Genomic DNA, 25,419 nt, shown 5'->3' with positions numbered 1-25,419 from the left:
GCCCGACTTAAGTCGGGCTTTTTATTTACCGTTGATAGCAGTACAGTGATTGTACGATTGTTTTTTGCGAGTAGACAAATGAATAATGAGCAACAGGAAGTAGCCCAGTTTGTGCTAGCACAAACTCCTTTTAGTCACCTTAATAGCAGTGCTACGGATTATTTTGTAAAGCACCTAGATGTTATTTATCTGACTCGTGAAAACCAAACACAATGGCTGCAATCAGAATCACCTAAACTGTTTTTAATTCGTTCTGGTTTGTATGACTTAGTGGATGCTAAAGGTGATGTGATCACACGGTTAGCGCAAGGAGAGTATTTTGGTTTTCCTTCGTTATTAACCGGAGAAGCAATTCAAAATCATTTAGCAGTGCAAAAAGAGGGCATTGTTTATATGCTCAACCAAGATGCTTTCGACTACTTGCGCCGTGAATATAAAACGTTTGAGCAGTATTTTGTGCGCGCGCATGCAAATCGGCTGCTTTCTTCACATTATAAAAGCCAAAACGATAGTTGGTCTGAACGTAAAATATCTGAACTGATGTCACGTAAAGCGGTCACATTATCGCCCGATGCAAGTATTCGTCAAGCAGCTAAAAAAATGAAAGAGCACGGCGTGTCTTCGATTATGGTGACAGAATTTGAACGCTTAGTTGGTGTGGTTACAGATCGCGATTTACGTAACCGAGTATTGGCAGATGAAATCGATCCCAAACAAGCGGTTAGCATTATCATGAGTGTCAAACCCAAGTTTATTTTTGAAAATAACCGTGTTTTTTCAGCTCTGCATTTAATGCTCAAACATAACATTCATCATTTACCAGTGTTGGATGAACACCATAAAGCGTTGGGTATGATCACCAGCACAGACTTATTACGTCAGCAAAAGAGCGACCCCGTACAATTGATTGGCCGTATTTATAAAGCTCGCAGTGTCGCCGATTTAAAGCGTTATGCGGCAGAAGTACCAGAATTACTGCGTAGTTTTTCTCATAATATTGATGATATATCTTTAATAGGTAAATTACTCAGTGGCTTAACTGATGCGTTAACCTCACGACTAATATATTTATTCCAAGAAGATAACGGTGCCGCTCCTACTAGCTTTAGTTTTATTTGTTTTGGCTCTCAAGCGCGTGAAGAGCAAACCTTACATTCTGATCAAGATAACGGCTTATTACTACCTGATGACTTAAGCGAGCAACATCAAGATTACTATCGCCGCATGGGGGAGTTTGTTTGCGAACAGTTGGTTGAGTGCGGTATTAAACGCTGCCCAGGTAATATTATGGCAAGCAGCGAATTATGCAGAATGAGTATATCGGATTGGTGTGAGCGCTTTTTTAACTGGATCAAAAGCCCGACACCTGAAGCAATGCTCAACTGTAAAATATTTTTTGATTTACGTTTTATTGAAGGCTCAACGGCACTTTACACTGCATTTTGTGAGCAACTAACCCGAATTTCTCGCAACGAATTATTTTACGCGGCAATGGCAACCGATATTAAATCTAACTCAGTACCAATTGGTTTATTTAATCAGTTTAAACTCGAAAAAGATGCGAAACAGCATAAATACATCGATTTGAAAAAACGTGGCGTGGTGATCATTAACGATATTGTTCGTCTATATGCGTTAAAAGCAGGCATACGCCGAGCGAACACCCAAGAGCGCTTAGATGCATTGCTGAAACACTCATTGTTAAGTAATCACGATGTATATAATTTGAAAGACTGCTGGCGATTTTTAACTCAATTACGTTTACGTACACAAATAAATGAAGAAGGACTACCGAGTAACTGTATTAATCCAGATAGGTTAAACTCGCTAGAGCGCCATCAATTAAAAGAAGCGTTTTATTTACTCAAGCTCGCACAACAAGCTGCGGCATTTAAGTTTGCTCGTGGAAGTTTATAAATATGTATTTTGCTATGAATAAGGTGACAAGCTAAGTGGTTAAACGTTGGTTGAGTCGTTATTTAGCACGTAAGCGATTACTTGCTCAAAACGCACTAGTACAGCGCTATATAGTGATTGATTTAGAGTTGACTGGACTGGATCCAAAACTGCATGAAATCGTCTCGATTGCGTGGGTGTTGATAGAAAAGCAATGCATTAAATTGAGCCAAGCTCAGCACGCCATAAATAAAGAAGTGCTGCGCCTTGAGCAAAGTCCTGTTTATCATGGAATTGCCCAGCAAGATGTCGCTAATGGAAAAAGCTTAGCGGCTATTTTAGCTAAGCTAAGCGCTCATTTTTCGGATGCTATTTTGGTGTTTCATAATGCTACTTTAGATTGGGGATTTTTAAAGCAGGCATTTCAAGCACATAATATTGATGTGCAGCCTTTATTGATTATTGATACTTTTCAGATTGAAAAAAAGCGCCTGCACCAACAAGGCCATGAAATAGGCTTAGACGATTTAACTCTCAGTGCCTGCAGGGCGCGGTATGAGCTACCTCATTATGGTTGCCATCATGCACTTACCGATGCCATGGCTACCGCTGAATTACTGTTAGCACAATGCCATCAAATTAGCCGTGGCAATGAACTAAAGTTGGCTGAGTTGGTTTAAACCTAACGCTGATTAATTACACTCTACCGTTCTCATTATTATTAATATATATCCTAGCTGAACAACTGTTTTAATTGTTAACTATATCGCGCCGTAAGTATTAATTTTTATTCTTAAAAACAGGCTTTTATCGTAATCTTTTTAGGTACTTTATTTGCTATTGTAGAGCACTAACATTTACTTTCTCGTTTGGTTTTTATCTATGAAAAATAATTTACTGCCATCTTTAGCTGGCGTTTTAGTGAGCTTGTTCGCCGTATGGTGGTTACATGGGTTTTTATTGGTTGACCGCTGTTTAGATAGTGGTGGGGCTATTAATCATAAAACAAACTTATGCGTGGGCGCAAACGAGCAAATAATAGAACTTGCTACACCGTCAGGTATGTTAGTTATTTATGGTGTGGTGATTATGGCTTTGTCGCTATCAGTCAGTGTACTGCTGAAAAAGCTAGGTAAGCGCTAAGTTTTGAATTGAAGAGCGAACACGGCAGTTCGCTCTTAACTTTGAATGCTAACTGATAAAGCTCGCTGGCATTTTCACAGCAATTACGCTGCCTTTAACACAGATCACGTTGTTCGCTGATAGCGTGATGTCGACAATCACTTTGTTGGGTTTTACTTCAATGAAGCTACCTATTAGCTGCAGCTCTACCCCCATTGGAGTCGGCGCTAAAAAGTTAACATTTAAAGCCCCTGTAACAAAACGAAATGCAGGTTGAGTCCCCATCTCTCGCTCTGCATATCGATAAGCTATAGCAGCGGCACTGCCTGTACCATGGCAGTCAATCAGGGACGCAAGCAGCCCACCATAAACAAAGCCAGGGATTGCTGTATGGCAAGGTTGCGGCGTAAAGTGGGCGATAGTTTTATCGATATTGCCTTGATTTTGCTCATCCTGATACCAATAACTTTTTAATTGGTGACCCTGCTCATTGTTTTTGCCACAGCCATAACAATGGCTGAGCTCATCGGGGTAATAATCTTGAAAGGCTATATTGTTCATTAAAACTCCTAGTTCTAATTGGGTTATCCGATGACTCGTTGATCATCAATCACTTTGCCATCATCAGCTAAGCTGCCTAGCTCGACCAACTCAACACTGCCATTTAATTTTGTGTATTGTTTTAAGTTATCTAGCAATACGCCGGTGAGTTCCAGTTTAGTTAGCTTTGAATGGTCTTGATCGTATTCACACAATAGCTGCATTTTGTCTTGATGATCTTGTAGCTTGACCACTAAGCGCATTTTCTTTATCCCCTTAACACTGAGTCTAATTCGCTCTATTTGTTGAGGATGAACAAACATACCTTTTATTTTCGTGGTTTGATCGGCTCTACCTAACCAACCTTGAATGCGCATGTTAGTCCGACCACACGCACTTTGCCCTGGCTTGATAGCCGATAAGTCACCGGTTGCAAAACGGATTAACGGATAATCAGTATTGAAACTTGTAATAACCACTTCACCAATCTCACCATCTGCGACTGGAGTGAGGCTGCCTGGGCGCACAATTTCGACAATTAAATCTTCAGCGATAATTAACCCATCGTCAGCAATGGTTTCATAGCCAATTAAGCCTACATCGGCACTTGCGTAAGCCTGTAAGGTGTTGATACCTTGTTGTTTAAACGACTCGCGCAGTTCATGAGATAATGCCTCTCCAGTCACCAGTGCTTTTTTGAGGCTGCTAACGTCACGTTTAGTTGCCTGCGCTTTATCCAGTAATATTTTTAAAAAAGAGGGAGTGCCACAATAACCTTGCGGGTGTAAATCTTCTATTACGTCAAGTTGTTGATCTGTTTGCCCTGGGCCTGCGGGTATAACCACACAGCCACACGCACGCGCCCCTGAATCAAGAATAAAACCGCCAGGAGTCAAATGGTATGACAAACAATTTTGTACTAACTCACCTGCTCTAAACCCCGCAGCATGAAAGGCTTGGCCCATTCGCCACCAATCTTGCTGGCAATTTTCAGGGTCATAAATAGGCCCCGGTGATTGAAAAATTCGATTTATATGGCCACTTTTAGATGCGAGACCGCCAAGCGGAGGCTGTTGCTTTTGTATGTCTAAAAGGTCAGATTTTCTGGTGATCGGCAAAGTCGCTAGTTGTGAGCGAGTAGTGATATTCGTGGCATCAATGTTCGCTAATATAGCCTGATAATAGGGGCTGTTATTTTTTGCATAGGTAATAAAGTCAGCTAAACGGGACAATAAATTTTGTTCTCTGGTTTCAGAGTGTTGATGTTCATTGGCATGATAAAAATGGCTCATAATAGCTCCAGTAACATAGAAAAAGTAGAGAGATAGATAGGTTGATTACAACCAGCGTTTGCGACGTTTATATGACTTAAGATCTTTAAAGCTTTTACGTTCTTCGTTACCGCCACCGAGGTAAAACTCTTTTACATCTTCGTTGTTTAAAAGCTGCTCTTGTGTGCCATCTAATACAACTTTCCCTGATTCAATGATGTAACCATAATTAGCCGCTCTCAGTGCATAGTTGGCATTTTGTTCTACCAACAGCATAGTAATACCTTGATCTTGGTTAATCTTTTTTATGATTCCGAACACTTCTTTAACCAATAATGGCGATAACCCCATCGATGGCTCATCGAGGCAAATCATCTTTGGACGTGCCATTAATGCACGGCCAATTGCCAGCATTTGTTGTTCGCCACCTGATAAATATCCAGCTAAGCCTGTGCGTTCTTTTAAGCGAGGGAAATAGTGGTACACCATTTCAATGTCTTGATTTATTTGTGCGTCTTTGCGGGTAAAGGCGCCGAGTTTTAAGTTTTCTAGAGAGGTCATATCTTCGATGATACGACGCCCTTCCATAACCTGAAACAATCCACTGCGCACCACATCTTCGGCATTTTTATTGTCTATTCGTTCGCCCATAAAGGTAATGTCGCCTTTAGTGACTTCGCCATTTTCAGTTTTTAATAAGCCAGAAATGGCTTTTAAGGTGGTTGATTTTCCTGCGCCATTTGGCCCAAGTAGGGTGACTATTTCACCCTCTGGCACATCTAAACTAACACCACGTAAAACTTGGATGACTTCATCGTAAACAACTTCAATATTGTTAACGCTTAGAATTGGTGATGCAGGTTGTATTTTTATAGCTGCTTGTGACATAGCTAACTCCGTGAAAAATTAATAATTTATCAGCGGATGAAAATAACGAGATGCTTCATCCGCTGCTATGTTTAACGAGCTATTAAAAACCTAACCACGCATCACGGCGCTCAATGGTTACCAGTGATAACTCTTCAACGACGACATTGCCTTCGTTATAGTTGCCTTTGTAAATGTAAACTTGGTTAGTGCCACGGTGATCTTGTTCACTCCAGTTGCCCGCAAGGCATACGCCTTCAAGTCCTGCTGGTACCCAATCTTTACGGGCATACATGGCTTTTTTAATATTTTCACCGGTTATTCCGCCGTTATCTTTTGCCCATTCCATAGCCTCTTTCATAAAGAATGTTGAGCACACGCCACGAATGTAATGATGAACACGCTCTTCTTGGCCTGAAGGGTCTGATTGTTTTGAAATCTCCCTAACGAGTTTCATGCCAGGTACTTGATCAGTCCAAAACGGCGTCATAGCTGGAAATACATAATCTTTAATGCCTTCGCCCGCAGCTTGGAATATTTTTTTATCGCCCCCCCATATATTCGACATAAACTGAATATCGGTACCAACGGTGTTACATGATTTAACTAAAGACAATACTGAACCACCTAGATTGCCTATATATCCGTAATTTGAGCCTGAGCTTTTTAAGCTTAAACATTGCGCTTTAAAATCACCTGGTTTCATCGAAATAACAACCGCAGGTTGTACATCAAAGCCTAATTCGGTGGCGTACTCTGCACAGGCTTCTTTCGGTGCATTAGGGAAGGGGTGATTTGCACCAATATGAGTAAACTTAGGTTTGCCTTTGCCCCCCTTTTTTTGCCAGTCCTCAGCTGCCCACTGGACTAAACCGCGGCACGCATCTGAATAGGATGCGCCGTAAAAAAAGTTATAAGGAGCTGGTTTCTTTGTATGTGGGTTTTTACCCATAGGATCCGTTAAGTGGCCAGAGTAAGACGCTGAAAATACTGGTAGTTTATCTTTGGCTACAAATGAGATCAGTGCTTCGGTATCAGCGGTGCCCCAGCCTTGCATGGCAACCATGTTTTTACGCGAATGCCACTTTTTATAAGCGGCAATCGCTTGCGGCACTTTGTAAGCGTAATCAATTGTTTCATATTCGAGTTTAGTGCCATTGATGCCACCATTTTCGTTAATGTAAGCTAGGGAATCACGCACGCCGTCAGCGTAATTTTTACCAACAAAAGCTGTCGGGCCACTCATATCAGCTAGATGACCAACAAAGACTGAGTCTTCAGCGAATGTTTGTTGGCTGGTGCACAGCGCGCTTACTATTAATAGAGACGTTAATTTTGCCTTATGATTGTGCATAACTATTTCCTTTTTCTTTTTATGGCTAGATTGCCAATTATTTACGCATTAATGATGCTCATGTGTGTTGTATATGCTTAAGTTAGTGTCTATTGATTAGTACGAGAACGGGTAAAACTTCCAATAGTTTTTAATTTGTGCCCAGCGGTGTGCCATGCCTTGCGGCTCAAAAATAAGGAATAAGATAATCACTAAGCCAATGGCCATTTCTTTGATATAGGCCAGGCCATCAACCACCATTGGAATATTGCCCCAGTCGGTCATTTTCATTAAACCTACGCCGCTTTCGAGCACTTCAGGTAAAAACACCATAAATACCACACCCATTAAGGTGCCTTTAATTGAACCCAAGCCGCCGATGATGATCATGGCTAAAAATTGAATCGACATAAATAAGGTGAAGCCTTCGGCAGAAACATAGCCTAAGTAATGGGCATATAAGGCACCGCCAATACCGGCATAAAAAGACGATATACCAAAAGAGAGTAAGCGATATTTATTGAGCTTGATACCCATGATCTCAGCTGATAGATAATGGTCACGTACTGCAACAAAGGCGCGACCATCACGACTGCGCATCAGATTACAGCCCCAAATATACATAATAACTAAGGCTGCTAAGGCGATATAAAAGAAGCTTTCATCGCTATTAAAAACAAAGCCAAATATACTAATTGGGTCGGCAGATGAGCCGGCAGAACCACCAGAAAACCAGTCAGCACGGGCAAAGAAGTCTTCTAAAATAAACTGCGCAGCCAGTGTGGCTATAGCTAAGTACAAGCCTTTAATTCTTGAGGCCGGTAAACCAAACATCATGCCTACAGCCATTGTTAAAAAACCAGCCAGTGGAATACACAGCAATACAGGAATACCAAAGGAGATATTGAGCCATGCTGATGCAAAAGCACCAAAGCCAAAAAATGCGCCATGACCTAATGAAATTTGTCCGGTGTAACCGACCAAAATATTGAGCCCTAGTGCGGCTATCCCTAAATATGAAATTTGAATAAATAGGGTTAGGTAATATGCATCGACTAAGTATGGCGCTGCACATAATAGGGCAATTGCGAAAATTGCCACATTTTTGATGGTTGTTGTTTCAAAAATTGTATTATCTTGTTTATAACTGGTGCGGAAATCGCCGCAGGGTCTCATGGTTAAACTGGACATAATAAACTCCTAAAATTTACCTTTATCTGCACTTGTTAGGCGCTATTGATGCACCTAAATTGGCTTGATTAAATACGTTCAATATCTTTTGTGCCGAACAAACCGTATGGTTTGAACCAAAGGATGACGAGCAACACGTAAAATGGTGCGATGTCATACATATTGCCAACATGCAGATATTGGCTGTCGAAAAACTCAGCGACATTCTCTAATACACCAATGATCAAACCACCGACAATAGCGCCGATGATAGAATCTAAACCGCCAAGAATAACTGCAGGGAAAACTTTGATGCCAATTAATGACAGTGAATTTGAAACCCCGTTTACCATGCCAATAACAATTCCAGCTGTGGCTGAAACCGTAGCAGCAATACCCCAGCTCATAGCAAAAACTTGTTTTACCGAAATACCTAAGCTTTGTGCAATCTGTTGATCAAAGGCTGTGGCTCGCATTGCTAAACCGTATTTTGAATGTTTAAAGAATAGATAGAAGGCAACCATAATTATTAAGGCGATTACGGTGCTCATTAAGTAAGCGGCTTCAATGTTCAAGCCAAATATTTGGATGCTATTAGTGGTAAATACTTGCGGGTAACTTTGCGCTGAAACACCAAAAATCCATTTCATCAAGGCTTGAAAAAAGATTGATAAGCCAATGGTGATCATGATCACTGAGATAATAGGTTCACCTATCATCGGGCGTAAAACAATCATTTGCAGCAGCACACCAAAGATTGCCATAAAGGCCATTGTCAGTAAAAAGCCCACTACAAAAGGCAGCTCTAAATAAATCAGTACTGCCCAGCATACCCAGGCACCCACTAATAAAAACTCACCTTGGGCAAAGTTTACAATTTGCGTTGATTTGTACACTAATACAAAGCACATCCCAACGACGCCATAGAGTAAGCCGACAATTAAACCATTGACGATTAGTTGAATTAGCAATTCAAAATTCATGAGACTCTCCGTGTTATGTTGATAGTGTTATCAGCAGCCGTGCAGGCTGTTTCGATCAGCGAAGTGACTTTAAGCTGGGTTTGAATACGGGTTTTAGTACCATCTTGAAATACCACCATGGTATCAATATCAACATTTTCCTTGTTGTCATAAATGGATGAAATAATGTCGCCATATTTATCCGCAATAACACTACGGCGAACTTTACGGGTTCGTGTTAATTCGCCATCATCGGCATCAAGTTCTTTGTAAAGTAATAAAAATTTATGGATTTTTTGTGATTCAGGAAGTGACTCATTGACGCGCATTATTTCTTCGCCAATTTTTTCGTACACTTCAGGCAGGGTTGATAAGTTGGTGTAGTTGGTAAACGACAGCCCTTGTTGCTCAGCCCATTTCGCAACAATACTAAAACGAATACAAATGATGGCTGATAGATAAGGCTTTGCTTTACCTAAAATAACGGCTTCGCCAATAAATGAAGAAAACTTAAGTTTGTTTTCTATATATTGAGGAGAATATTGTGCGCCGTCGCTGGTGCAAGCGAGATCTTTGATCCGATCAATCACCACTAAATGGCCAGACGGTTTAAAGTAACCGGCATCACCTGTTTGCATCCAGCCGTCAATCACGTCTTCATCATAGGCTTGTTGATTATTAAGGTAGCCACTAAACATTCCGACTGTTTTAGCAATAACTTCGCCAATACCGGCTTTATCGGGATTAATGACTTTAATTTGTGCATTATCAAACGCGACGCCAACACTGTCGTAGTCAACATCGGCTTCATGATGGATGGTGTAAGCTCCGCACATTTCTGTTTGGCCGTAGAGTTGGCGTAAAGGCACACCAATGGTTTGGAAAAACTTAAAGGTGTCAGGCCCCATCGCAGCTCCGCCGGTGGCAGCCGATTTTAAGAATGAAAAACCGAGTCGATCACGAAGTGCTTTTAGCAGTAGAATTTCAGCTAGCCATGATTTTTTGCCTGTTACTTGGCTTTGCTCAGCCTGCTTCATGGCAAAATTAAATAGCTTTCTTTTAAAAGGTGTTGAATCCATCATACGGGTTTGTACGTCAGCTAAAATGCCTTCCCATACCCGTGGTGCTAATAGTACAAAGCTGGGGCCAATTTCTCGTAGGTCAGCCATGAGTGTTTCTTGTTCTTCAACAAAATTTACAATTTGACGGGCGATCAGTGCTTGGCCAATTGCATAGACTTGCTCCATGATCCAAGGTAAGGGCAATACAGATACATAGTTGTCGCCAGCTTGACGCGGGTCAGCACGTAAATATGAACTACAGTGCTTAATAAAATTGCCACCATTGAGTAGGGCAATTTTGGGTTTTGATGTGGTACCTGAAGTGGTGCAGTAAATAGCAATGTCGTCAGGGGCTGAGGCATCTATCATGGCTTGATAACGATCAGGGTATGCTTGTTCGAGTTCTTGGCCCAGTGTGTATAGGGTATTGATATCTATAAGTCGCGAGTCGTTGTATTTGCGCATACCTCTTGGGTCGCAATAAACAATGAATTTTACTTGCTCTATGCCATCACCTAAATCAAGTAATTTATCGCATTGCTCTTCGTTTTCAGCAATCACAACGGTTGCGCCACTGCTAGCGAGTAAATAGATTACTTCGTCATGCATTGAATCTTGATAAATACCTAATGAATGGCAACGTAAAGCGTGAGCAGCAATTTCGCCCCATATCCATTCTGGGCGGTTATCACCAAGTAAGGCAATGGTATCATCTGTATTCACGCCTTTGTTACTCAACGCGAGCGACAACCACTTTACTTTATTGTTATATTCGGCCCAGCTGAACTCGTTCCAAATACCAAACTCTTTTTCTCGCATCGCCACCATATCAGGCCAATGCGTGGCATTGTGTTGTAGAATTTTGGGGAAGGTATTCAGTTCACCCATCTCAAAATCTTGATTGATTTGGCTAGTCATTAACTTACCTCCTCTAAGGTGGCTGGCTCTGCGTCGTCTTCAAGACCAAGGTAGGCACGTTTAACATAGGGGTCAGCCATGACTTCGTGTGGTAAACCAGAAATTAATTTTTTACCAAAATCCAGCACCATAACTTCATGAGAAATATCCATTACAACTCCCATATCATGTTCAATCATAACGACCGTAATACCGAATTCTTCATTTAAATCGAGGATGTATCTGGCCATGTCTTCTTTTTCTTCCAGATTCATTCCAGCCATTGGTTCGTCAAGTAAAATCAGTTTTGGGTTTAGAGCCATTGCACGAGCTAATTCAACGCGTTTACGAAGCCCGTAAGACAAGGTGCCAGCGATGGATTTTCTGATATGAGAGATCTCAAGGAAGTCGATCACTTCTTCTACTTTTCTACGGTGAGCGAGTTCTTCTTTTTGCGCCCCAGAAGCCCAATATAACGGCCCTGTTAACCAATTGTTTTTTAATAAGTGATGGCGACCAACCATAATATTATCGAGCACTGACATATGGCCAAATAAGGCTAAGTTTTGAAAAGTACGGCCCATACCTAAGTCTGCGCGGTCATTGGGTTTTAAGTGGGTAACATCTTGATCTGCAAAGGTGATTTTTCCACTGTTAGGTTGATAGCGGCCAGAAATGCAATTGAGCATTGATGTTTTACCAGCCCCATTTGGGCCAATAATTGAAAATACAGAGCCTTTAGTCACCGAAAAACTAACATCTGTTAAGGCTTTAACACCACCAAAGGCTAGCGATATTTGCTCTATATTGAGTATCGATGTTGTCATACTCATACTCCTAAATTTAACTGAGAATAAAAATGAATAACGAATGCGTTGAAAAATAAGAGGGGGTGAACCCTCTTTAAAATGTATTAACGGTTGGGGTCGTTATTACACACAACAAACATTAGAAAGTGTTCTGTCAGCTAGAGGATGTATCTCATTGTGGCTTGTAGGTAATTTGAATCTTTATCTAACTCATCAATTGAAAAGTTACCGACTTCAATACCCACTTCGAGTTCTTTAGTTAAGTTTTGAAAGAGGTTTATACCCCATTGCGTACGCTCACGATTGGATACATCTCCATCAACTTTGCCGTACAGCACGCTTGAACGCAGTGAATCATTCCAAAAATGACGATAGGCAACTAATACAGAGGTAATATCTTCAACTTCTTCACCATAGAGATCTTTAACAGCCGCAGCCCCTACATAGCGGCCTAAATCACCTTTATGAATTTGTAGGCGTAAGTCATCTTTTCCTGTTGTTTTAATTCGTGCCGCAACAGATGCGCCAAAGGCGCTTTCAGTGTTACCTGATAAGGTATGTAATTGCCGTGCTAAGCCAGAAATAGAGACATTGCCCCAATCACCTTTGATGTTATAGCGTGCGATTAAATCAGGAATATTATCGTTTGCGGTATCGCCCCCCCAGCTCTCAGGATTTTCAATGGATACTTGGAAGTTGCCCATGTTATAACGTACTTGTCCTTGACGAATAAATACTAGACCTGTTGTTGCGCCAGCAAAATCGGCAGTTTCAGGAATTGCGCTAGTATTCATAAAGGTTGACCAAGTTTGGCCAACAGTGAGATCTTTGTAGTTTATAAAAGCATGTCGGATGCGCGGGTTAGCTGAGTTAGAGACAATTTCATTACCGCCGCCGCCCCAAAAATCCATTTCGATGAAGCCTGTTATCTCGCCGTGTTGGTATTTAGTATTGAAACGGGTTTCGTTAGCAAAGATACGAAACTGGGATGCGTCTTCTTCTAAAGCAATGCCATCACCAATCCAGTAATCACGATAGGCAATGTCACCGTCAACGTATCGTGCATCAATTTTAATGTAGCCACCGAAGGTTAATTTATCGTTTTCAGTTATGTTGATCTCGTAGCCTGCCAGTGCGGATGTACTGGCAGTAAGAAAAGCAGATGTAAGCAGTAATTTTTTATATTGTGTGTTGAACATCGACCAAATTCCTTTGTTATTATGTGTGATTCATACTAGGTGAGTCGAAAAAATCAACAATTGTAAATAAGGGCTAGTACCTTGCGCTTAGTCCTTTAGTCCAATGTTATATGCTGTGTTTTACGGGCAAAGTAAGCATTGAAAATAATAATAAATACAATTTGATACAAAGAAGAGCGCGATGTTTTCTAATTGGTTGTTGGTTAGTGTAAGTATTGGTTACATTAGTTTGTTATTTCTAATTGCCCACCTTGGGGGCAAGTATCGACATAAGCTAGTTGCCAAACAGCATGCTATTATTTATGCCTTATCATTAGGGGTTTACTGTACGTCTTGGGGGTTTCTAGGTACTTCAGCGCAGGCGGCAAATAGCTCTTTTTCTTATATTTCGGTTTATTTAGCCCCTATTTTATTATTTATATTTGCTTGGCCTTTTATTCAGCGGATCATAAAAACCTGCCTCAAACTCAAAAGTACTTCCATTGCTGATTTACTTTCGGCTCGGTTTGGTAAATCACAAAGCTTAGCCTTGTTGGTAACGTTAGTGGCCATGATTGGCACCTTGCCTTATATTGCTTTGCAGCTTAAAGCGATTGTTTACTCTTATAAAATTTTACAGCAAAGCCAAGATTTTCCGATTTGGCAATTAGGTTTAATCGTTAGCCTGATTTTAGCTGGATTCACCATTATCTTTGGCATTCGAACTATCGATGTAACAGAGCGTCATCCCGGCGTCATGATAGCGATTGCCTTTGAATCGTTAGTTAAACTGATCGCTTTTTTACTTGTTGGCTTATTTGTATCATTTGTTATTTATGATTCCCCCGCTGATATTTGGCAAAAGTCACAAGATTACGTGTCCTTATCGCAGCAGTTTGAAAGCTATAACCTAGTAGGTATGGTGGGTTTATTGATCATCGTTATGTCGGCTTTTTTATGTTTACCAAGGCAATTTCAAGTTATGTTTGTTGAGATTAAAGAACAAAAAACCAGTAATTTAGCGCGCTGGTTATTACCTCTTTATATTTTGGTATTCGCTTTTTTTGCAGGTCCCATAGGCCTTGCTGGTACATTAAATTATGGCCAGTCTTTAGACCCTGATGCTTATGTTTTATTTTTGCCCGCCTACAACGGCCAACAGTGGCTGTCGTTATTTGCGTTTTTAGGGGCGGTTTCTGCGGCAAGTTCAATGGTGATTGTATCGACCATTGCATTGAGTACTATGCTCAGTAACGAAATTGTTTTTCCGTTAATTTTTAAATTAGCGCCTCGTAAGCACCATGACTTTTTACACTTTCAATCCCGATTATTATTGATCCGTAAAATCTTAGTCGTTGTAGTTATTGCGCTTAGTTATTGTATGTTATTAGTTTCTCCACCTGATACGCTGGCATCACTTGGTGAGGTTGCGTTTGGCGCGATTGCGCAAATAGGGCCTGCATTGGTTGCTGCTTTTTTTTGGCGAAGAGCGACTCAAAAGGGCGTTTTTTGGGGCATGTTTTGTGGTTTCTCTATTTGGGCACTGTTTAATTTATTACCACAGCTTGGGTTTTATGCACACCCGTTAAGCAATACAAATTGGCCTGCTACAACGGTGGCTACCTTGTTTGGCTTGGCTATTAACCTTATTGTGCTGTTTATTGTTTCACAGCTTACTCGGCAAAATATTCGCGAAGAAATGCAGAGTAAATATTTCTATGAAACCGATAATAAACAAGATTCACATCTGCCTAAACAACCAAAAATAGATCGTCAGGAACTCGAGCTGTTAATTGCTCGCTTTATTGGTCAAGACAAAGCAGCCGAGTGCTTTGCTGAATTTAATCAATCACATAAAATTAAAAAGCATAAAACCTATAATGAGGCTTTATTACTGCATGCAGAGCAGACATTAGCGAGTGTAATGGGCTCGGCATCAGCCAAATTGGTGATTTCTTTTGCTTTGGCTGGGCGTGATATCGCATTTGATCAAGTTGCTAAAATTGTTGAGGATAACTCTACTCAACAACTTGAATTTAGTCGTTCAGTATTGCAAGGAGCGATTGAAAATACCAGTGAAGGGATCTCTGTGATAGATGCTAATTTGAATTTAGTAGCATGGAATAAGCAGTATCTAGATATTTTTAATTACCCTAAAAATTTAATCTATATTGGTTGCCCAATTAGCCAGTTGATCCGCTTCAACCTTAGCAATCAAAATCGCTATATACATAATATTGAGGGGCAGGTTAATAAACGTCTTGAGTACTTAAAAGCCGGTAGTAAGCATAAATCAGAGCGAAAGTTAGCCAATGGTAAGGTGCTGTTAATTGAAGGGAACCCAATACCTGGTGGAGGATTTGTGATGATTTTCTCAGATATTACGGAGTTTCGCCGAGCAGAAAATTATTTAAAAGAAGAAAACACCGATCTTGAAAGTCGTGTTCTTGCGCGCACGACAGAATTAGAACTAGCAAACTTAGAGCTTGAAAAAGCCAATCGAGAACTCGCTGATGCAAGGTTAAAAGCAGAGCAGGCTCATTTGAAAAAGAGTCAATATTTAAGAGCCTGTAGTCATGATCTTTTGCAACCATTGTCGGCTGCTCGGTTGTTTTCTTCTGCGGTATGTTTGAGCCCTAGAGTGTCAATACAAGAGCGTGAGCAAATTAAGAAAATTGATAATTCGTTAGAGATAGCAAATAACCTATTACTTGATTTAAATGAAATTGCGCGGATTGAAAGTGGCAATATCACCCCTGTTTTCAATGACATTGCACTGGAGCGGGTATTTAGTATGTTGCATTCGGAGTTTTCTGCCTTGAGTAAAGATTATAAAATTGATTTTCGCTGTCACTCAAGTCAATTATTTATCCGCACAGATCTAACTTTGCTAACGCGGATTGTGCAAAACTTTTTAAGTAATGCATTTCGCTATGCAAATAACGGTAAAGTATTGCTGGGTTGTCGTCGTAAGGGCAATTACTTAAGTATTCAAGTAATTGATAACGGACCTGGCATCCCCGAAGATAAGCAGCAAGAAGTATTTGAACAATTTACACAATTATCGACGCAAATGATTGGCCCTAAAGGCTTGGGGTTGGGTTTAAATATTGCACAAAGCCTGGCTAATATTCTTGAGCATAAGGTTGGCTTGGTATCAGAGCCTGAGCATGGCTGCTTGTTTAGCGTTGAAGTACCGATTGTAAACCGTGTACAGCAAACAAAGCCGACACTTGCCCCTAAGAATATGACTTTGCAAGGAGTTGGGGTGCTATGTATTGATAACGAAAAAGATGTTATTGCAGGTATGACCGAGCTTTTAACAGCCTGGAAATGTCGTGTATTTACCGCGACAACCGCAGCTGAGGCGTCTGCACTTTATAAAACACATGAAGATGAAATTGATATTCTCTTAGTTGATTATCAACTTAGTGCTGAACCAATGTTCCCCGCTAACCCTTTGCATATTGTAACAGTAGACTACTCTGAGCGTCAGGAGCAAAAGCCTCACTCGGAGCATCTTGATGGCTGTAATGGCATTGAATTAATCAAGCGTATTCGAGCAATCAGCCAGTATCCATTACCTGCGATTTTAATCACCGCAACAACTGATGAGTTAGTGCAAGTACAGGCAAAGCAAGCCGATATTGGCTATTTGCGGAAAATCATCAAGCCCGTCGCATTACGGGCGTTGATGAGTGCTTTATTAACTAAACAGCTAGAAAAAAATTATAATAGTTAATGGCGATGAAAAGGTGAAAGTGATGCTTGTGCCAGTTGCTGCTCGTTTAATAAAATCACGGCTTGAGTTCGACTTTTTACCCCAAGTTTTAAGTATATTGTGCTGGCATGGCTTTTGATTGTAGATTCAGACAAGCTAAGTTCGTAGGCGATTTGTTTATTTAACAAACCATCGGCAAACATGTGTAATATTTTATGCTGTTGGGGCGTTAATGTTGCTAACTTTTCTGCTTGCTGTTGCTCTGGCGTATTTTTATTGTGATCATCGGTGGGTGTCCATAGTTTGCCTTGTAGCACATCTTCTATTGCTTTTATCATCTCAGAGACGGGAGTTGATTTAGGTATAAAGCCTGCTGCACCCAGGCTCATCGCTTTGCGTATGGTATCAGGCTCTTCAAAACCTGATACTACAATCACCCCTATTTCAGGATACAGCTCACGTATATTACTCAGCGTATTAAAACCCTGTGCACCCGGAATATCAAGATCGAGTAAGATCAGATCAACATCTGTGGTGTTTGCTAATTTGTGCTCTAATTCGGGAATTGTTTCGGCTTCAAGTAGGCAAGCATTATTAAAGCTTGATTCCAGCATAAGTAATAGTGCTTGTCGAAACAGCGGGTGATCATCTGCAATTAAGATTTTTGTGTGTGTTGTCATTTTATTTCTAACCTAATGTTTAGATTAATGATCTTTTAGTTTCATCAATTGTTTTTTGATTGAATAGTGTTCGTTGTCTTGAATAAAGTAACGCTATTATAAAATAATTCAATAATAATAAACCTAAATAGCATAAATTGACTAAAATTCACTCGTGAAAATGAACCTATAAGCGCTGTTTTATTCTATGTTATGAGTAGATATCAGGAAGAAAGGAGAGGGAGTAAACATTTATTTAATCTTGCCTTTTATATTCAGATTAAAGGTCGATTACCAAAATTGCAGCATCAAAAGCAGGCTTAACACATTTATTTAACTTTCCCTCTTATAATCAAGACAAAGGTCGATTACCAAAATTGCAGCATCAAAAGCGGGCTTAAAACATTTATTTAACTTTCCCTCTTATAATCAAGACAAAGGTCGATTACAATACGCGCATCTAAAAGGCAGGTTGCCTTTATCTGCAAGCAACTAGAGTGGATTTTCTTCTTCATGGCAATCAAACTTGCAATCAATGGTTTTGGTCGAATTGGTCGAAATATTGTTCGCGCTCTTTATGAATCGGGCTTAAGCGACGAGATCAAAATTGTTGCGATTAATGAACTTGCTGATCCTCAAGGGATCGCTCATCTTCTTAAATATGATACGTCTCATGGCCGTTTTGCGTTTCCAGTTACTTTAGGTGAAGACACCTTATCGGTAGCGGGCGATACAATTGCTTTATTTGCAGAACAAAACCCGCGTGAATTACCTTGGCAGTTACTTGATGTTGATGTGGTTTTAGAATGTACTGGTGTGTATCACTCTCGTGAACATGCGCAGTTACATCTTGATGCTGGCGCAAAGAAAGTCTTATTTTCTCAGCCCGCAGATGCGGATGTTGATGCCACTATTGTTTATGGTATCAATGATGATGAACTACTCGCTGAGCATACGATTGTCTCTAATGGATCATGTACCACAAACTGTATAGTACCGGTGATTAAAGTACTTGATGATGCCTTTGGTATAGAATCAGGGGCGATTACGACTATTCATGCGTCGATGAATGATCAGCAAGTAATTGATGCTTATCATCATGATTTACGTCGTACCCGCGCTGCGAGTCAGTCGATTATTCCCGTTGATACTAAATTAGCTCGCGGTATTGAGCGTATTTTACCTAAGTTCCATGGCCGCTTTGAAGCTATTTCGGTGCGAGTACCTACTATCAATGTTACTGCGATGGATTTGAGTGTGACTGTCAACGCCGATGTTGATTTAAAAGCGGTGAATAAGGTATTAAAAGCAGCAGCGAGAGACCGCCTAGAAGGTATTTTAAGTTATACCGAAGAGCCATTGGTCTCGGTTGATTTTAATCATGACCCACATTCTTGTATTATAGATGGCACACAGACACGAGTCAGTCATAAACGACTGATAAAGTTGTTAGTGTGGTGTGATAATGAGTGGGGGTTTGCTAATAGAATGCTCGATACAGCACGAGTGATGATGGCAGCAAGTAATTAATATAAAAGTTCAAACCTAAAAATAAAACCTATATATTTCAAGTCAGTATCGTTAACTAAGGAGAAGTCCATGTCGGTCATAAATATGGCGGATTTAGATTTAAACGGCAAACGCGTGTTAATTCGTGAAGATTTAAATGTACCAGTAAAAGCAGGTAAAGTGACCTCAGATGCACGTATTCGTGCTGCATTACCGAGTATTAAATTAGCCCTTGAAAAAGGCGCTAAAGTAATGGTTATGTCACACCTAGGCCGCCCTACGGAAGGGGAATATGATGAAGCGTTTTCTTTAGCGCCAGTTGTTGATTACCTTAATGAAGCACTTGAACAAAATGTACGTCTTGAAAAAGATTACTTAAATGGCGTTGAAATTGCTGATAATGAAGTGGTCGTTTTTGAAAACGTACGCTTTAATGTTGGCGAAAGCAAAGATGACGAAGCGTTATCTAAAAAGCTTGCTGCATTATGTGATGTGTATGTAATGGATGCATTTGGTACCGCCCATCGTGCTCAAGCGTCTACCCATGGCGTTGGTTTATTTGCAGATGTTGCTTGTGCAGGCCCACTATTGGCGGCTGAATTAGAGGCATTAGGTAAAGCACTTGATAACCCAGCTCGTCCATTAGTGGCGATTGTGGGCGGCTCTAAAGTATCAACTAAACTAACAGTACTTGATTCACTTTCAACGATTGTTGATCAATTAGTCACTGGTGGCGGTATTGCAAATACCTTTATTGCTGCGGCAGGCTACCCGGTTGGTAAGTCATTATACGAAGCTGACCTAATTGATGAAGCAAATAAGCTAAGTGCGGCTGCTAAAAGTAATAATGGTGAAATACCAGTACCTACTGATGTGGTTGTTGGCAATGAGTTTTCAGAATCAGCCGTTGCAACATTAAAAGATGTTAGCGAAGTAACAGACACAGATATGATTTTTGATATTGGCCCAGATACAGCGAGCAAACTTGCAAAAATTATTGCTAATGCAGGTACTGTTGTATGGAATGGTCCGGTAGGTGTATTTGAATTTGACCAGTTTGGTAATGGCACCCGTGCTATTGCTCAAGCAATCGCTAATTCAAATGCGTTCTCAATAGCTGGTGGCGGTGATACGTTAGCAGCGATTGATAAATACGGCATTGCCGATAAAATTTCGTATATTTCAACTGGCGGTGGTGCTTTCCTTGAGTTTTTAGAAGGGAAAAAATTACCAGCAGTTGCTATGCTTGAACAACGCGCTAAGTAATTAGCGTTTACTCAATGTAGTTAGCAATCGTTAGTTTAGGCTGCTAACTACACTGAGTGTGATCAGATATTAAATACCTCTCACCCTTATTTAATAGCTGGTTTTGTATAACGGTAGATTTGGCAAGAGCCAATACTATCGAGGTGCAGTGATTGCACCGAACTCAACTATTCCGTTCGAACTAGGTAGTTTTGCGCGTGCGCAGCTATCGACAATTTGGAGAATACCAAATGGCTTTAATCAGTATGCGACAACTTCTTGATCATGCAGCTGAACATGGTTATGGCGTACCAGCATTTAACGTTAATAACCAAGAGCAGATCCGCGCTATTATGATGGCGGCTGACAAAACTAACAGCCCAGTAATTGTACAAGGTTCAGCTGGCGCTCGTGCCTATGCTGGTGCCCCATTTATACGTCATATGATTTTAGCTGCGATTGAAGAGTGGCCACATATTCCAGTGGTAATGCATCAAGATCACGGTACCTCACCTGGCGTTTGCCAACGTTCAATTCAATTAGGTTTTTCATCAGTGATGATGGATGGCTCGTTAATGAGCGATGGTAAAACACCATCATCATATGAGTATAACGTTGATGTAACGCGTAAAACTGTTGAACTTGCACACTCTTGTGGTGTGTCTGTTGAAGGCGAGTTAGGTGTGCTAGGCTCACTTGAAACTGGCGAAGCTGGCGAAGAAGATGGCGTTGGTGCTGAAGGTAAACTAACCACAGATCAAATGCTAACTGATCCAGAAGAAGCGGCCGATTTTGTAAGTAAAACCCATGTTGATGCCTTAGCGATTGCGTGTGGTACTTCACACGGCGCGTATAAATTTACACGTCCGCCAACGGATGATATTTTGGCGATTGATCGTATTAAAGCGATCCACGCACGAATTCCTAACACTCACTTAGTTATGCACGGTTCATCATCAGTGCCGCAAGAATGGCTTGAGATCATCAACCAATATGGTGGTGAGATCCCAGAAACCTATGGTGTGCCAGTTGAGCAGATCGTTGAGGGAATTAAGTTTGGTGTGCGTAAAGTAAATATCGATACAGACTTACGATTAGCATCTACAGGGGCTATTCGTCGCCATCTTGCGCTTAATCCAGCAAACTTTGATCCACGTAAGTATTTAGCTGAAGCGACAAAAGCAATGACAGAGATCTGTGTTGCACGTTATGAGTCATTTGGTACAGCGGGTCAAGCAGGTAAGATCAAACCAATCTCACTTGATGAGATGCACCTTAAATATTTAACGGGTGAATTAGATCCGAAAATTAAATAATTTAATTTATTAAGTTATAAAACAGCCAGTAGTGTTAAAGCTACTGGCTTTTTTATGCCTGATCGTAAAAGATCATTATTTTACCAAGCAGGGGCTTTGGGATCATTACTTTACTAACTGTGCTTTGTTGAGATCAGATTTTTACTAAGGATCAGCTTGATTGGCAGAGGTTTTGTTATAAAAATAGCCATTTCAAAGCTTTGTTGTATAAATGATCAACAACTTATGGCTTTGGCTAGGTAAAACACTGATCCCAGATCTAACTCGGTTGGTAAACGAATGATCCCTGAAATGAAACTTGGTAGGATTTTGATCTCTGTTAATGATCACCGATGTTAATAGGCGTTTTAATTGAGTTAGAGTGTGAAGATGCTTTCGTGGCTTACATCGTGATACTGTATAGTTGATTATTGAAAGGGGAATTTAATACAAAGTAGTAATGTAGCAATTATAAAGTATGATTTTTAAATGTGAAATTTGATAATGTATGCTAATTTTGTACCTTAAAAGGGTTTATTTTGCATTTTTTACCCCGCATTTCGATTTACACGTTACACTTTCATAAAAATGTCATACTTAGTCATAATAATGAAAACTAGTTCGATAACGAAAGAGATAAATTGGAATGTCACGTAAAGTACTTGTCGTCGATGACGAAGCACCGATCAGAGAGATGCTGGTTTTTGTATTAGAGCAAAATGGTTTTCAAGCGATTGAAGCGGAAGATTACGATTCAGCCATTGCAGCGATGGTAGAGCCTTATCCAGATATGGTGTTATTAGATTGGATGCTACCAGGTGGTAGTGGAATTCAAATTGCTAAAAAGTTTAAGCAAAGTGAATATACTCGCCAAATTCCTATTATTATGCTGACTGCTCGCGGCGAAGAAGAAGATAAAGTTCGCGGTCTTGAAGTCGGTGCTGATGATTATGTTACTAAACCATTTTCACCAAAAGAATTAATGGCGCGTATTAAAGCCGTTATTCGTCGTGTGTCGCCTACTTCATTGGAAGAAGCGATTGATGTACATGGTTTACGTCTTGATCCTATTTCACACCGTGTTACCTCTGAAGGTAGCGAGTTGGATATGGGACCGACAGAATTTCGCTTATTGCATTTCTTTATGACTCACCCTGAACGTGTTTATAGCCGTGAACAGCTACTAGATAACGTATGGGGGACTAATGTCTATGTTGAAGATAGAACCGTAGACGTGCATATTCGTCGCTTACGCAAAGCGATTGCACCGCTTGGTCATGACCGTTTAGTACAAACTGTACGTGGTGCAGGCTATCGTTTTTCCAGTAAATTATAAGTGTCATGGAGATGACCAAGCCAATAATTAATTTTGGCTTAAATTTACTTACTCTAAGGTAAAGTGAGTGTATGTATCGAGTTGTTAATAAGCAGGCGTTAGCAAAGCGTCTGTTTATCTATTTCCTACCTTTATTATTAATTGGCGTGCTTATTGGTGCGCCATTTTTGCTTTTATTTTTAGGATCTTTTTCACTGCTTGTTTGGCATTATCATCAACTCTATCGGCTCAGTGATTGGCTATTGAATCAACGTAGTTTTAATCCACCTGAAGGCGAGGGGGCATGGGAGCAAGTATTTGAAGGGATCTACCATTTACAACATCGCAACCGTAAAAAACGTAATGAATTAGCTGATTTGATCCGTCGTTTTCGCGATGGCGCAGAAGCAGTGCCTGATGCGGTTATTGTTCTACAACGTGATTTAAGTATTGTTTGGTGTAATCAACTAGCTTTGAAAGTGCTTGGATTACAGTGGCCAGCGGATCATGGTCAACGGCTTGACAACCTTATTCGCGATCCTAAATTTGCAAAATACATGCAAACGGAATTGTTTGATGAAGCATTAGAACTTGAAAGTGGTCACAGTGTTGAGCAAGTTTTAGAGTTTCGGGTAATGCCATATGCCAGCTCACAATTAATGGTTGTTGTGCGTGATGTCACGCGACTGAAGCAACTTGAGCAAATGCGCAAAGACTTTGTTGCCAATGTATCTCATGAGCTACGTACGCCATTAACCGTTGTTACTGGTTACTTAGAAATGTTTGATGGCGATATGGTGCCACCACCGGCAATGTGGAATAAAGCACAAGGTACTATGCTTGAACAGTGTAAACGCATGGATAGCTTGGTAAATCAGCTATTGTCGTTATCACGTATTGAAGGCGCTCGACGTCAAGATAATGATAAAGCGATCAATGTACCGCAGTTACTTAGCTATATTAGGACTGAAGCACAATCATTGAATCAAGACAAAGGGCATGAGTTGATATTTGATATTGATGCTAACGTCGATATAAAAGGCGCTGAAGAGGAGCTGCGCAGTGCCTTCTCTAATTTAGTGTTTAATGCTATTCATTATACCAAGGCGGGCGGTAAAATAACCGTAAGCTGGAAGCTAAAAGATAATCAAGCGTACTTTTCAGTAGTTGATAATGGCGATGGTATTGCACCAGAGCATATTAATCGTTTAACTGAGCGTTTTTATCGGGTTGATAAAGCACGTAGTCGTACCACCGGTGGCTCAGGGCTGGGTTTAGCCATCACCAAACATGTATTAACTCGTCACGATAGCCAATTGATAATTAAAAGTAAATTAGGCGAAGGATCATGTTTTTCGTTTGCTTTTAGTCGTGAAAAAACAGTGCTATTAAATAATTGAGCCAAAAAGCCAAAGTCATAAAAGTGTCATTTTAGAGTAATCTAACTGTCATCTATTCTCTTTAGAGTAGACGACAGTTAAGAAATGGACGAACAAAATCGGAGCAACCTAATGAGATTTAAAAACCTAGTAGCCGCAATGGGTGTGGCAGTAACAACATTTGTATCTGCACAAGCAATGGCAGTAGATACAGTTATTCCTGAGTATCAAAAAACCAGTGGTATTTCAGGTAATTTTTCATCTGTGGGCTCTGATACTTTAGCCAACATGATGACCTTTTGGGCTGAAGAATATAAACGTATTTACCCAAATGTGAACATCCAAATTCAAGCGGCTGGTTCATCTACTGCGCCACCGGCATTGACAGAAGGCACAGCAAACTTTGGCCCGATGAGCCGCAGAATGAAATCAAAAGAAATCGAAGCGTTTGAAAAACGTTACGGTTATAAACCTACTGAAGTACGTGTAGCGATTGATGCATTGGCAGTATTTGTTCATAAAGACAATCCAATTGAAGGTTTACGTATCGACCAAATCGATGCGATTTTCTCTTCAACTCGTAAATGTGGTGCTGATGCAGATGTGACTCGTTGGAGTGATGTAGGTTTAACGGGGAATTGGGCTGCAAAAGACATTCAGCTTTATGGCCGTAATTCTGTATCTGGTACTTACGGATACTTTAAAAACAAAGCGCTATGTAAAGGTGACTTCCGTAACAACGTGAACGAGCAACCAGGTTCAGCATCGGTAGTGCAATCAATTTCTTCATCAGTGAATGCAATTGGTTACTCAGGTATCGGTTATAAAACATCAGGCGTACGTACTGTACCACTGGCGAAAAAAGGCGATAACTTTGTTGATGCAACACTTGAAAATGTAGCAACAGGTAAATACCCACTGTCGCGCTTTTTATATGTTTATGTGAATAAACACCCGAATAAACCGCTTGCACCTATTGAAGCAGAGTTCTTAAAAATGGTGTTATCACAAGATGGCCAAAAAATTGTAGAGAAAGATGGTTATGTACCACTTTCTGGCAAGATGGCAATGGGCGAACTTAAGAAGCTAGGTCTTCTTTAAACTTAACGCCAACTATGAGTTAATAAAAAACCGCGCAATGTAAATTGCGCGGTTTTTTTATATCAACTAGGTTCAGGTTAGTTAAACAG

General features: G+C 40.5%; 20 protein-coding genes. 10 read left to right on the top strand and 10 right to left on the bottom strand.

The window, feature by feature from the left end; translation table 11 throughout:
- Positions 1-78: 78 nt before the first annotated feature.
- The 3 genes from H5158_RS07000 (at position 79) to H5158_RS06990 (ending at position 3,039) form a co-directional block, all read left to right on the top strand.
- Entirely contained in the window at positions 79-1,917 is a 1,839-nt protein-coding gene (locus tag H5158_RS07000; protein ID WP_182739725.1) for a DUF294 nucleotidyltransferase-like domain-containing protein, read from the top strand.
- 35 nt (positions 1,918-1,952) lie between these two features.
- Entirely contained in the window at positions 1,953-2,576 is a 624-nt protein-coding gene (locus H5158_RS06995; RefSeq protein ID WP_145235327.1) for a 3'-5' exonuclease, read from the top strand.
- Between the two features lie 202 nt (positions 2,577-2,778).
- Positions 2,779-3,039 carry a hypothetical protein gene (locus H5158_RS06990; RefSeq protein ID WP_145235329.1) on the top strand — a complete coding sequence of 87 codons (261 nt, stop codon included), beginning with the start codon at positions 2,779-2,781 and terminating at the stop codon, positions 3,037-3,039.
- Positions 3,040-3,087: 48 nt separating this feature from the next.
- Here the strand turns inward: H5158_RS06990 and H5158_RS06985 are convergent, their stop codons facing one another.
- The 9 genes from H5158_RS06985 to H5158_RS06945 form a co-directional block, all read right to left on the bottom strand.
- Complete coding sequence (locus H5158_RS06985; protein WP_145235331.1) at positions 3,088-3,579, bottom strand: PaaI family thioesterase; 492 nt, start codon at positions 3,577-3,579, stop codon at positions 3,088-3,090.
- A gap of 23 nt (positions 3,580-3,602) precedes the next feature.
- Positions 3,603-4,850, bottom strand: coding sequence for a phenylacetate--CoA ligase family protein (locus H5158_RS06980; protein WP_182739724.1), 1,248 nt, complete (start codon positions 4,848-4,850; stop codon positions 3,603-3,605).
- A 45-nt stretch (positions 4,851-4,895) separates the two neighbouring features.
- Positions 4,896-5,717, bottom strand: coding sequence for an ABC transporter ATP-binding protein (locus H5158_RS06975; protein WP_145235336.1), 822 nt, complete (start codon positions 5,715-5,717; stop codon positions 4,896-4,898).
- A gap of 82 nt (positions 5,718-5,799) precedes the next feature.
- The gene (locus tag H5158_RS06970; protein ID WP_145235338.1) at positions 5,800-7,050 is read right to left on the bottom strand and encodes an ABC transporter substrate-binding protein; all 1,251 of its coding nucleotides are present in this window, start codon (positions 7,048-7,050) and stop codon (positions 5,800-5,802) included.
- Positions 7,051-7,146: 96 nt separating this feature from the next.
- Positions 7,147-8,220 carry a branched-chain amino acid ABC transporter permease gene (locus H5158_RS06965; protein ID WP_149982122.1) on the bottom strand — a complete coding sequence of 358 codons (1,074 nt, stop codon included), beginning with the start codon at positions 8,218-8,220 and terminating at the stop codon, positions 7,147-7,149.
- A 68-nt stretch (positions 8,221-8,288) separates the two neighbouring features.
- Positions 8,289-9,182: a branched-chain amino acid ABC transporter permease gene (locus tag H5158_RS06960; RefSeq protein WP_145235342.1), complete on the bottom strand. Its 894-nt coding sequence runs from the start codon at positions 9,180-9,182 to the stop codon at positions 8,289-8,291.
- Positions 9,179-11,140, bottom strand: a complete 1,962-nt coding sequence (locus H5158_RS06955; RefSeq protein WP_182739723.1) for a long-chain fatty acid--CoA ligase — start codon at positions 11,138-11,140, stop codon at positions 9,179-9,181. Before H5158_RS06955 ends, H5158_RS06960 begins: the two co-directional genes overlap by 4 nt.
- Positions 11,140-11,946 (bottom strand): ABC transporter ATP-binding protein, encoded by an 807-nt coding sequence (locus tag H5158_RS06950; RefSeq protein ID WP_182717177.1) that lies wholly within the window; start codon positions 11,944-11,946, stop codon positions 11,140-11,142. Before H5158_RS06950 ends, H5158_RS06955 begins: the two co-directional genes overlap by 1 nt.
- A gap of 140 nt (positions 11,947-12,086) precedes the next feature.
- A complete protein-coding gene (locus H5158_RS06945) occupies positions 12,087-13,127 on the bottom strand; it encodes a DcaP family trimeric outer membrane transporter (RefSeq protein ID WP_145235348.1) in 1,041 nt (346 codons plus the stop codon).
- Positions 13,128-13,308: 181 nt separating this feature from the next.
- Here H5158_RS06945 and H5158_RS06940 point away from each other — a divergent pair, with 181 nt between their 5' ends.
- A complete protein-coding gene (locus tag H5158_RS06940) occupies positions 13,309-16,848 on the top strand; it encodes a PAS-domain containing protein (protein ID WP_182739722.1) in 3,540 nt (1,179 codons plus the stop codon).
- On the opposite strand, the gene H5158_RS06935 is transcribed toward H5158_RS06940, so the two are convergent.
- The gene (locus H5158_RS06935) at positions 16,845-17,507 is read right to left on the bottom strand and encodes a response regulator transcription factor (RefSeq protein WP_182739721.1); all 663 of its coding nucleotides are present in this window, start codon (positions 17,505-17,507) and stop codon (positions 16,845-16,847) included. The two genes, H5158_RS06940 and H5158_RS06935, sit on opposite strands and share 4 nt — an antisense overlap.
- Positions 17,508-17,999: 492 nt before the next feature.
- On the opposite strand from H5158_RS06935, the gene epd reads away from it, so the two are divergent.
- From epd to H5158_RS06905, 6 genes are all read left to right on the top strand, one after another.
- Positions 18,000-19,016 carry an erythrose-4-phosphate dehydrogenase gene (gene epd / locus H5158_RS06930; protein ID WP_145235357.1) on the top strand — a complete coding sequence of 339 codons (1,017 nt, stop codon included), beginning with the start codon at positions 18,000-18,002 and terminating at the stop codon, positions 19,014-19,016.
- 69 nt (positions 19,017-19,085) lie between these two features.
- The gene (locus H5158_RS06925) at positions 19,086-20,261 is read left to right on the top strand and encodes a phosphoglycerate kinase (RefSeq protein ID WP_145235359.1); all 1,176 of its coding nucleotides are present in this window, start codon (positions 19,086-19,088) and stop codon (positions 20,259-20,261) included.
- Between the two features lie 230 nt (positions 20,262-20,491).
- On the top strand, positions 20,492-21,556 hold the full coding sequence (gene fba / locus H5158_RS06920; RefSeq protein WP_145235361.1) for a class II fructose-bisphosphate aldolase: 1,065 nt from the start codon (positions 20,492-20,494) through the stop codon (positions 21,554-21,556).
- Between the two features lie 625 nt (positions 21,557-22,181).
- Positions 22,182-22,871 carry a phosphate regulon transcriptional regulator PhoB gene (phoB, locus tag H5158_RS06915; protein ID WP_145235364.1) on the top strand — a complete coding sequence of 230 codons (690 nt, stop codon included), beginning with the start codon at positions 22,182-22,184 and terminating at the stop codon, positions 22,869-22,871.
- 71 nt (positions 22,872-22,942) lie between these two features.
- On the top strand, positions 22,943-24,250 hold the full coding sequence (gene phoR / locus H5158_RS06910) for a phosphate regulon sensor histidine kinase PhoR (protein ID WP_182739720.1): 1,308 nt from the start codon (positions 22,943-22,945) through the stop codon (positions 24,248-24,250).
- Between the two features lie 111 nt (positions 24,251-24,361).
- Positions 24,362-25,330 carry a PstS family phosphate ABC transporter substrate-binding protein gene (locus H5158_RS06905; RefSeq protein ID WP_145235368.1) on the top strand — a complete coding sequence of 323 codons (969 nt, stop codon included), beginning with the start codon at positions 24,362-24,364 and terminating at the stop codon, positions 25,328-25,330.
- The last annotated feature ends 89 nt before the right edge of the window (positions 25,331-25,419 follow it).

Source organism: Pseudoalteromonas sp. SR45-6, from assembly GCF_014163545.1.
GTDB classification, from domain to species: domain Bacteria; phylum Pseudomonadota; class Gammaproteobacteria; order Enterobacterales; family Alteromonadaceae; genus Pseudoalteromonas; species Pseudoalteromonas rhizosphaerae.
This window is presented reverse-complemented; position numbering and strand designations above follow the sequence as displayed.

Bases quoted from the DNA above. Each gene is read 5' to 3' on its own strand.
- H5158_RS07000 (WP_182739725.1), top strand. From the start codon at position 79: ATGAATAATGAGCAACAGGAAGTAGCCCAGTTTGTGCTAGCACAAACT.
- H5158_RS06990 (WP_145235329.1), top strand. From the start codon at position 2,779: ATGAAAAATAATTTACTGCCATCTTTAGCTGGCGTTTTAGTGAGCTTG.
- H5158_RS06985 (WP_145235331.1), bottom strand. From the start codon at position 3,579: ATGAACAATATAGCCTTTCAAGATTATTACCCCGATGAGCTCAGCCAT.
- H5158_RS06980 (WP_182739724.1), bottom strand. From the start codon at position 4,850: ATGAGCCATTTTTATCATGCCAATGAACATCAACACTCTGAAACCAGA.
- H5158_RS06975 (WP_145235336.1), bottom strand. From the start codon at position 5,717: ATGTCACAAGCAGCTATAAAAATACAACCTGCATCACCAATTCTAAGC.
- H5158_RS06970 (WP_145235338.1), bottom strand. From the start codon at position 7,050: ATGCACAATCATAAGGCAAAATTAACGTCTCTATTAATAGTAAGCGCG.
- H5158_RS06965 (WP_149982122.1), bottom strand. From the start codon at position 8,220: ATGTCCAGTTTAACCATGAGACCCTGCGGCGATTTCCGCACCAGTTAT.
- H5158_RS06960 (WP_145235342.1), bottom strand. From the start codon at position 9,182: ATGAATTTTGAATTGCTAATTCAACTAATCGTCAATGGTTTAATTGTC.
- H5158_RS06955 (WP_182739723.1), bottom strand. From the start codon at position 11,140: ATGACTAGCCAAATCAATCAAGATTTTGAGATGGGTGAACTGAATACC.
- H5158_RS06950 (WP_182717177.1), bottom strand. From the start codon at position 11,946: ATGACAACATCGATACTCAATATAGAGCAAATATCGCTAGCCTTTGGT.
- H5158_RS06945 (WP_145235348.1), bottom strand. From the start codon at position 13,127: ATGTTCAACACACAATATAAAAAATTACTGCTTACATCTGCTTTTCTT.
- H5158_RS06940 (WP_182739722.1), top strand. From the start codon at position 13,309: ATGTTTTCTAATTGGTTGTTGGTTAGTGTAAGTATTGGTTACATTAGT.
- H5158_RS06935 (WP_182739721.1), bottom strand. From the start codon at position 17,507: ATGACAACACACACAAAAATCTTAATTGCAGATGATCACCCGCTGTTT.
- epd (WP_145235357.1), top strand. From the start codon at position 18,000: ATGGCAATCAAACTTGCAATCAATGGTTTTGGTCGAATTGGTCGAAAT.
- H5158_RS06925 (WP_145235359.1), top strand. From the start codon at position 19,086: ATGTCGGTCATAAATATGGCGGATTTAGATTTAAACGGCAAACGCGTG.
- fba (WP_145235361.1), top strand. From the start codon at position 20,492: ATGGCTTTAATCAGTATGCGACAACTTCTTGATCATGCAGCTGAACAT.
- phoB (WP_145235364.1), top strand. From the start codon at position 22,182: ATGTCACGTAAAGTACTTGTCGTCGATGACGAAGCACCGATCAGAGAG.
- phoR (WP_182739720.1), top strand. From the start codon at position 22,943: ATGTATCGAGTTGTTAATAAGCAGGCGTTAGCAAAGCGTCTGTTTATC.
- H5158_RS06905 (WP_145235368.1), top strand. From the start codon at position 24,362: ATGAGATTTAAAAACCTAGTAGCCGCAATGGGTGTGGCAGTAACAACA.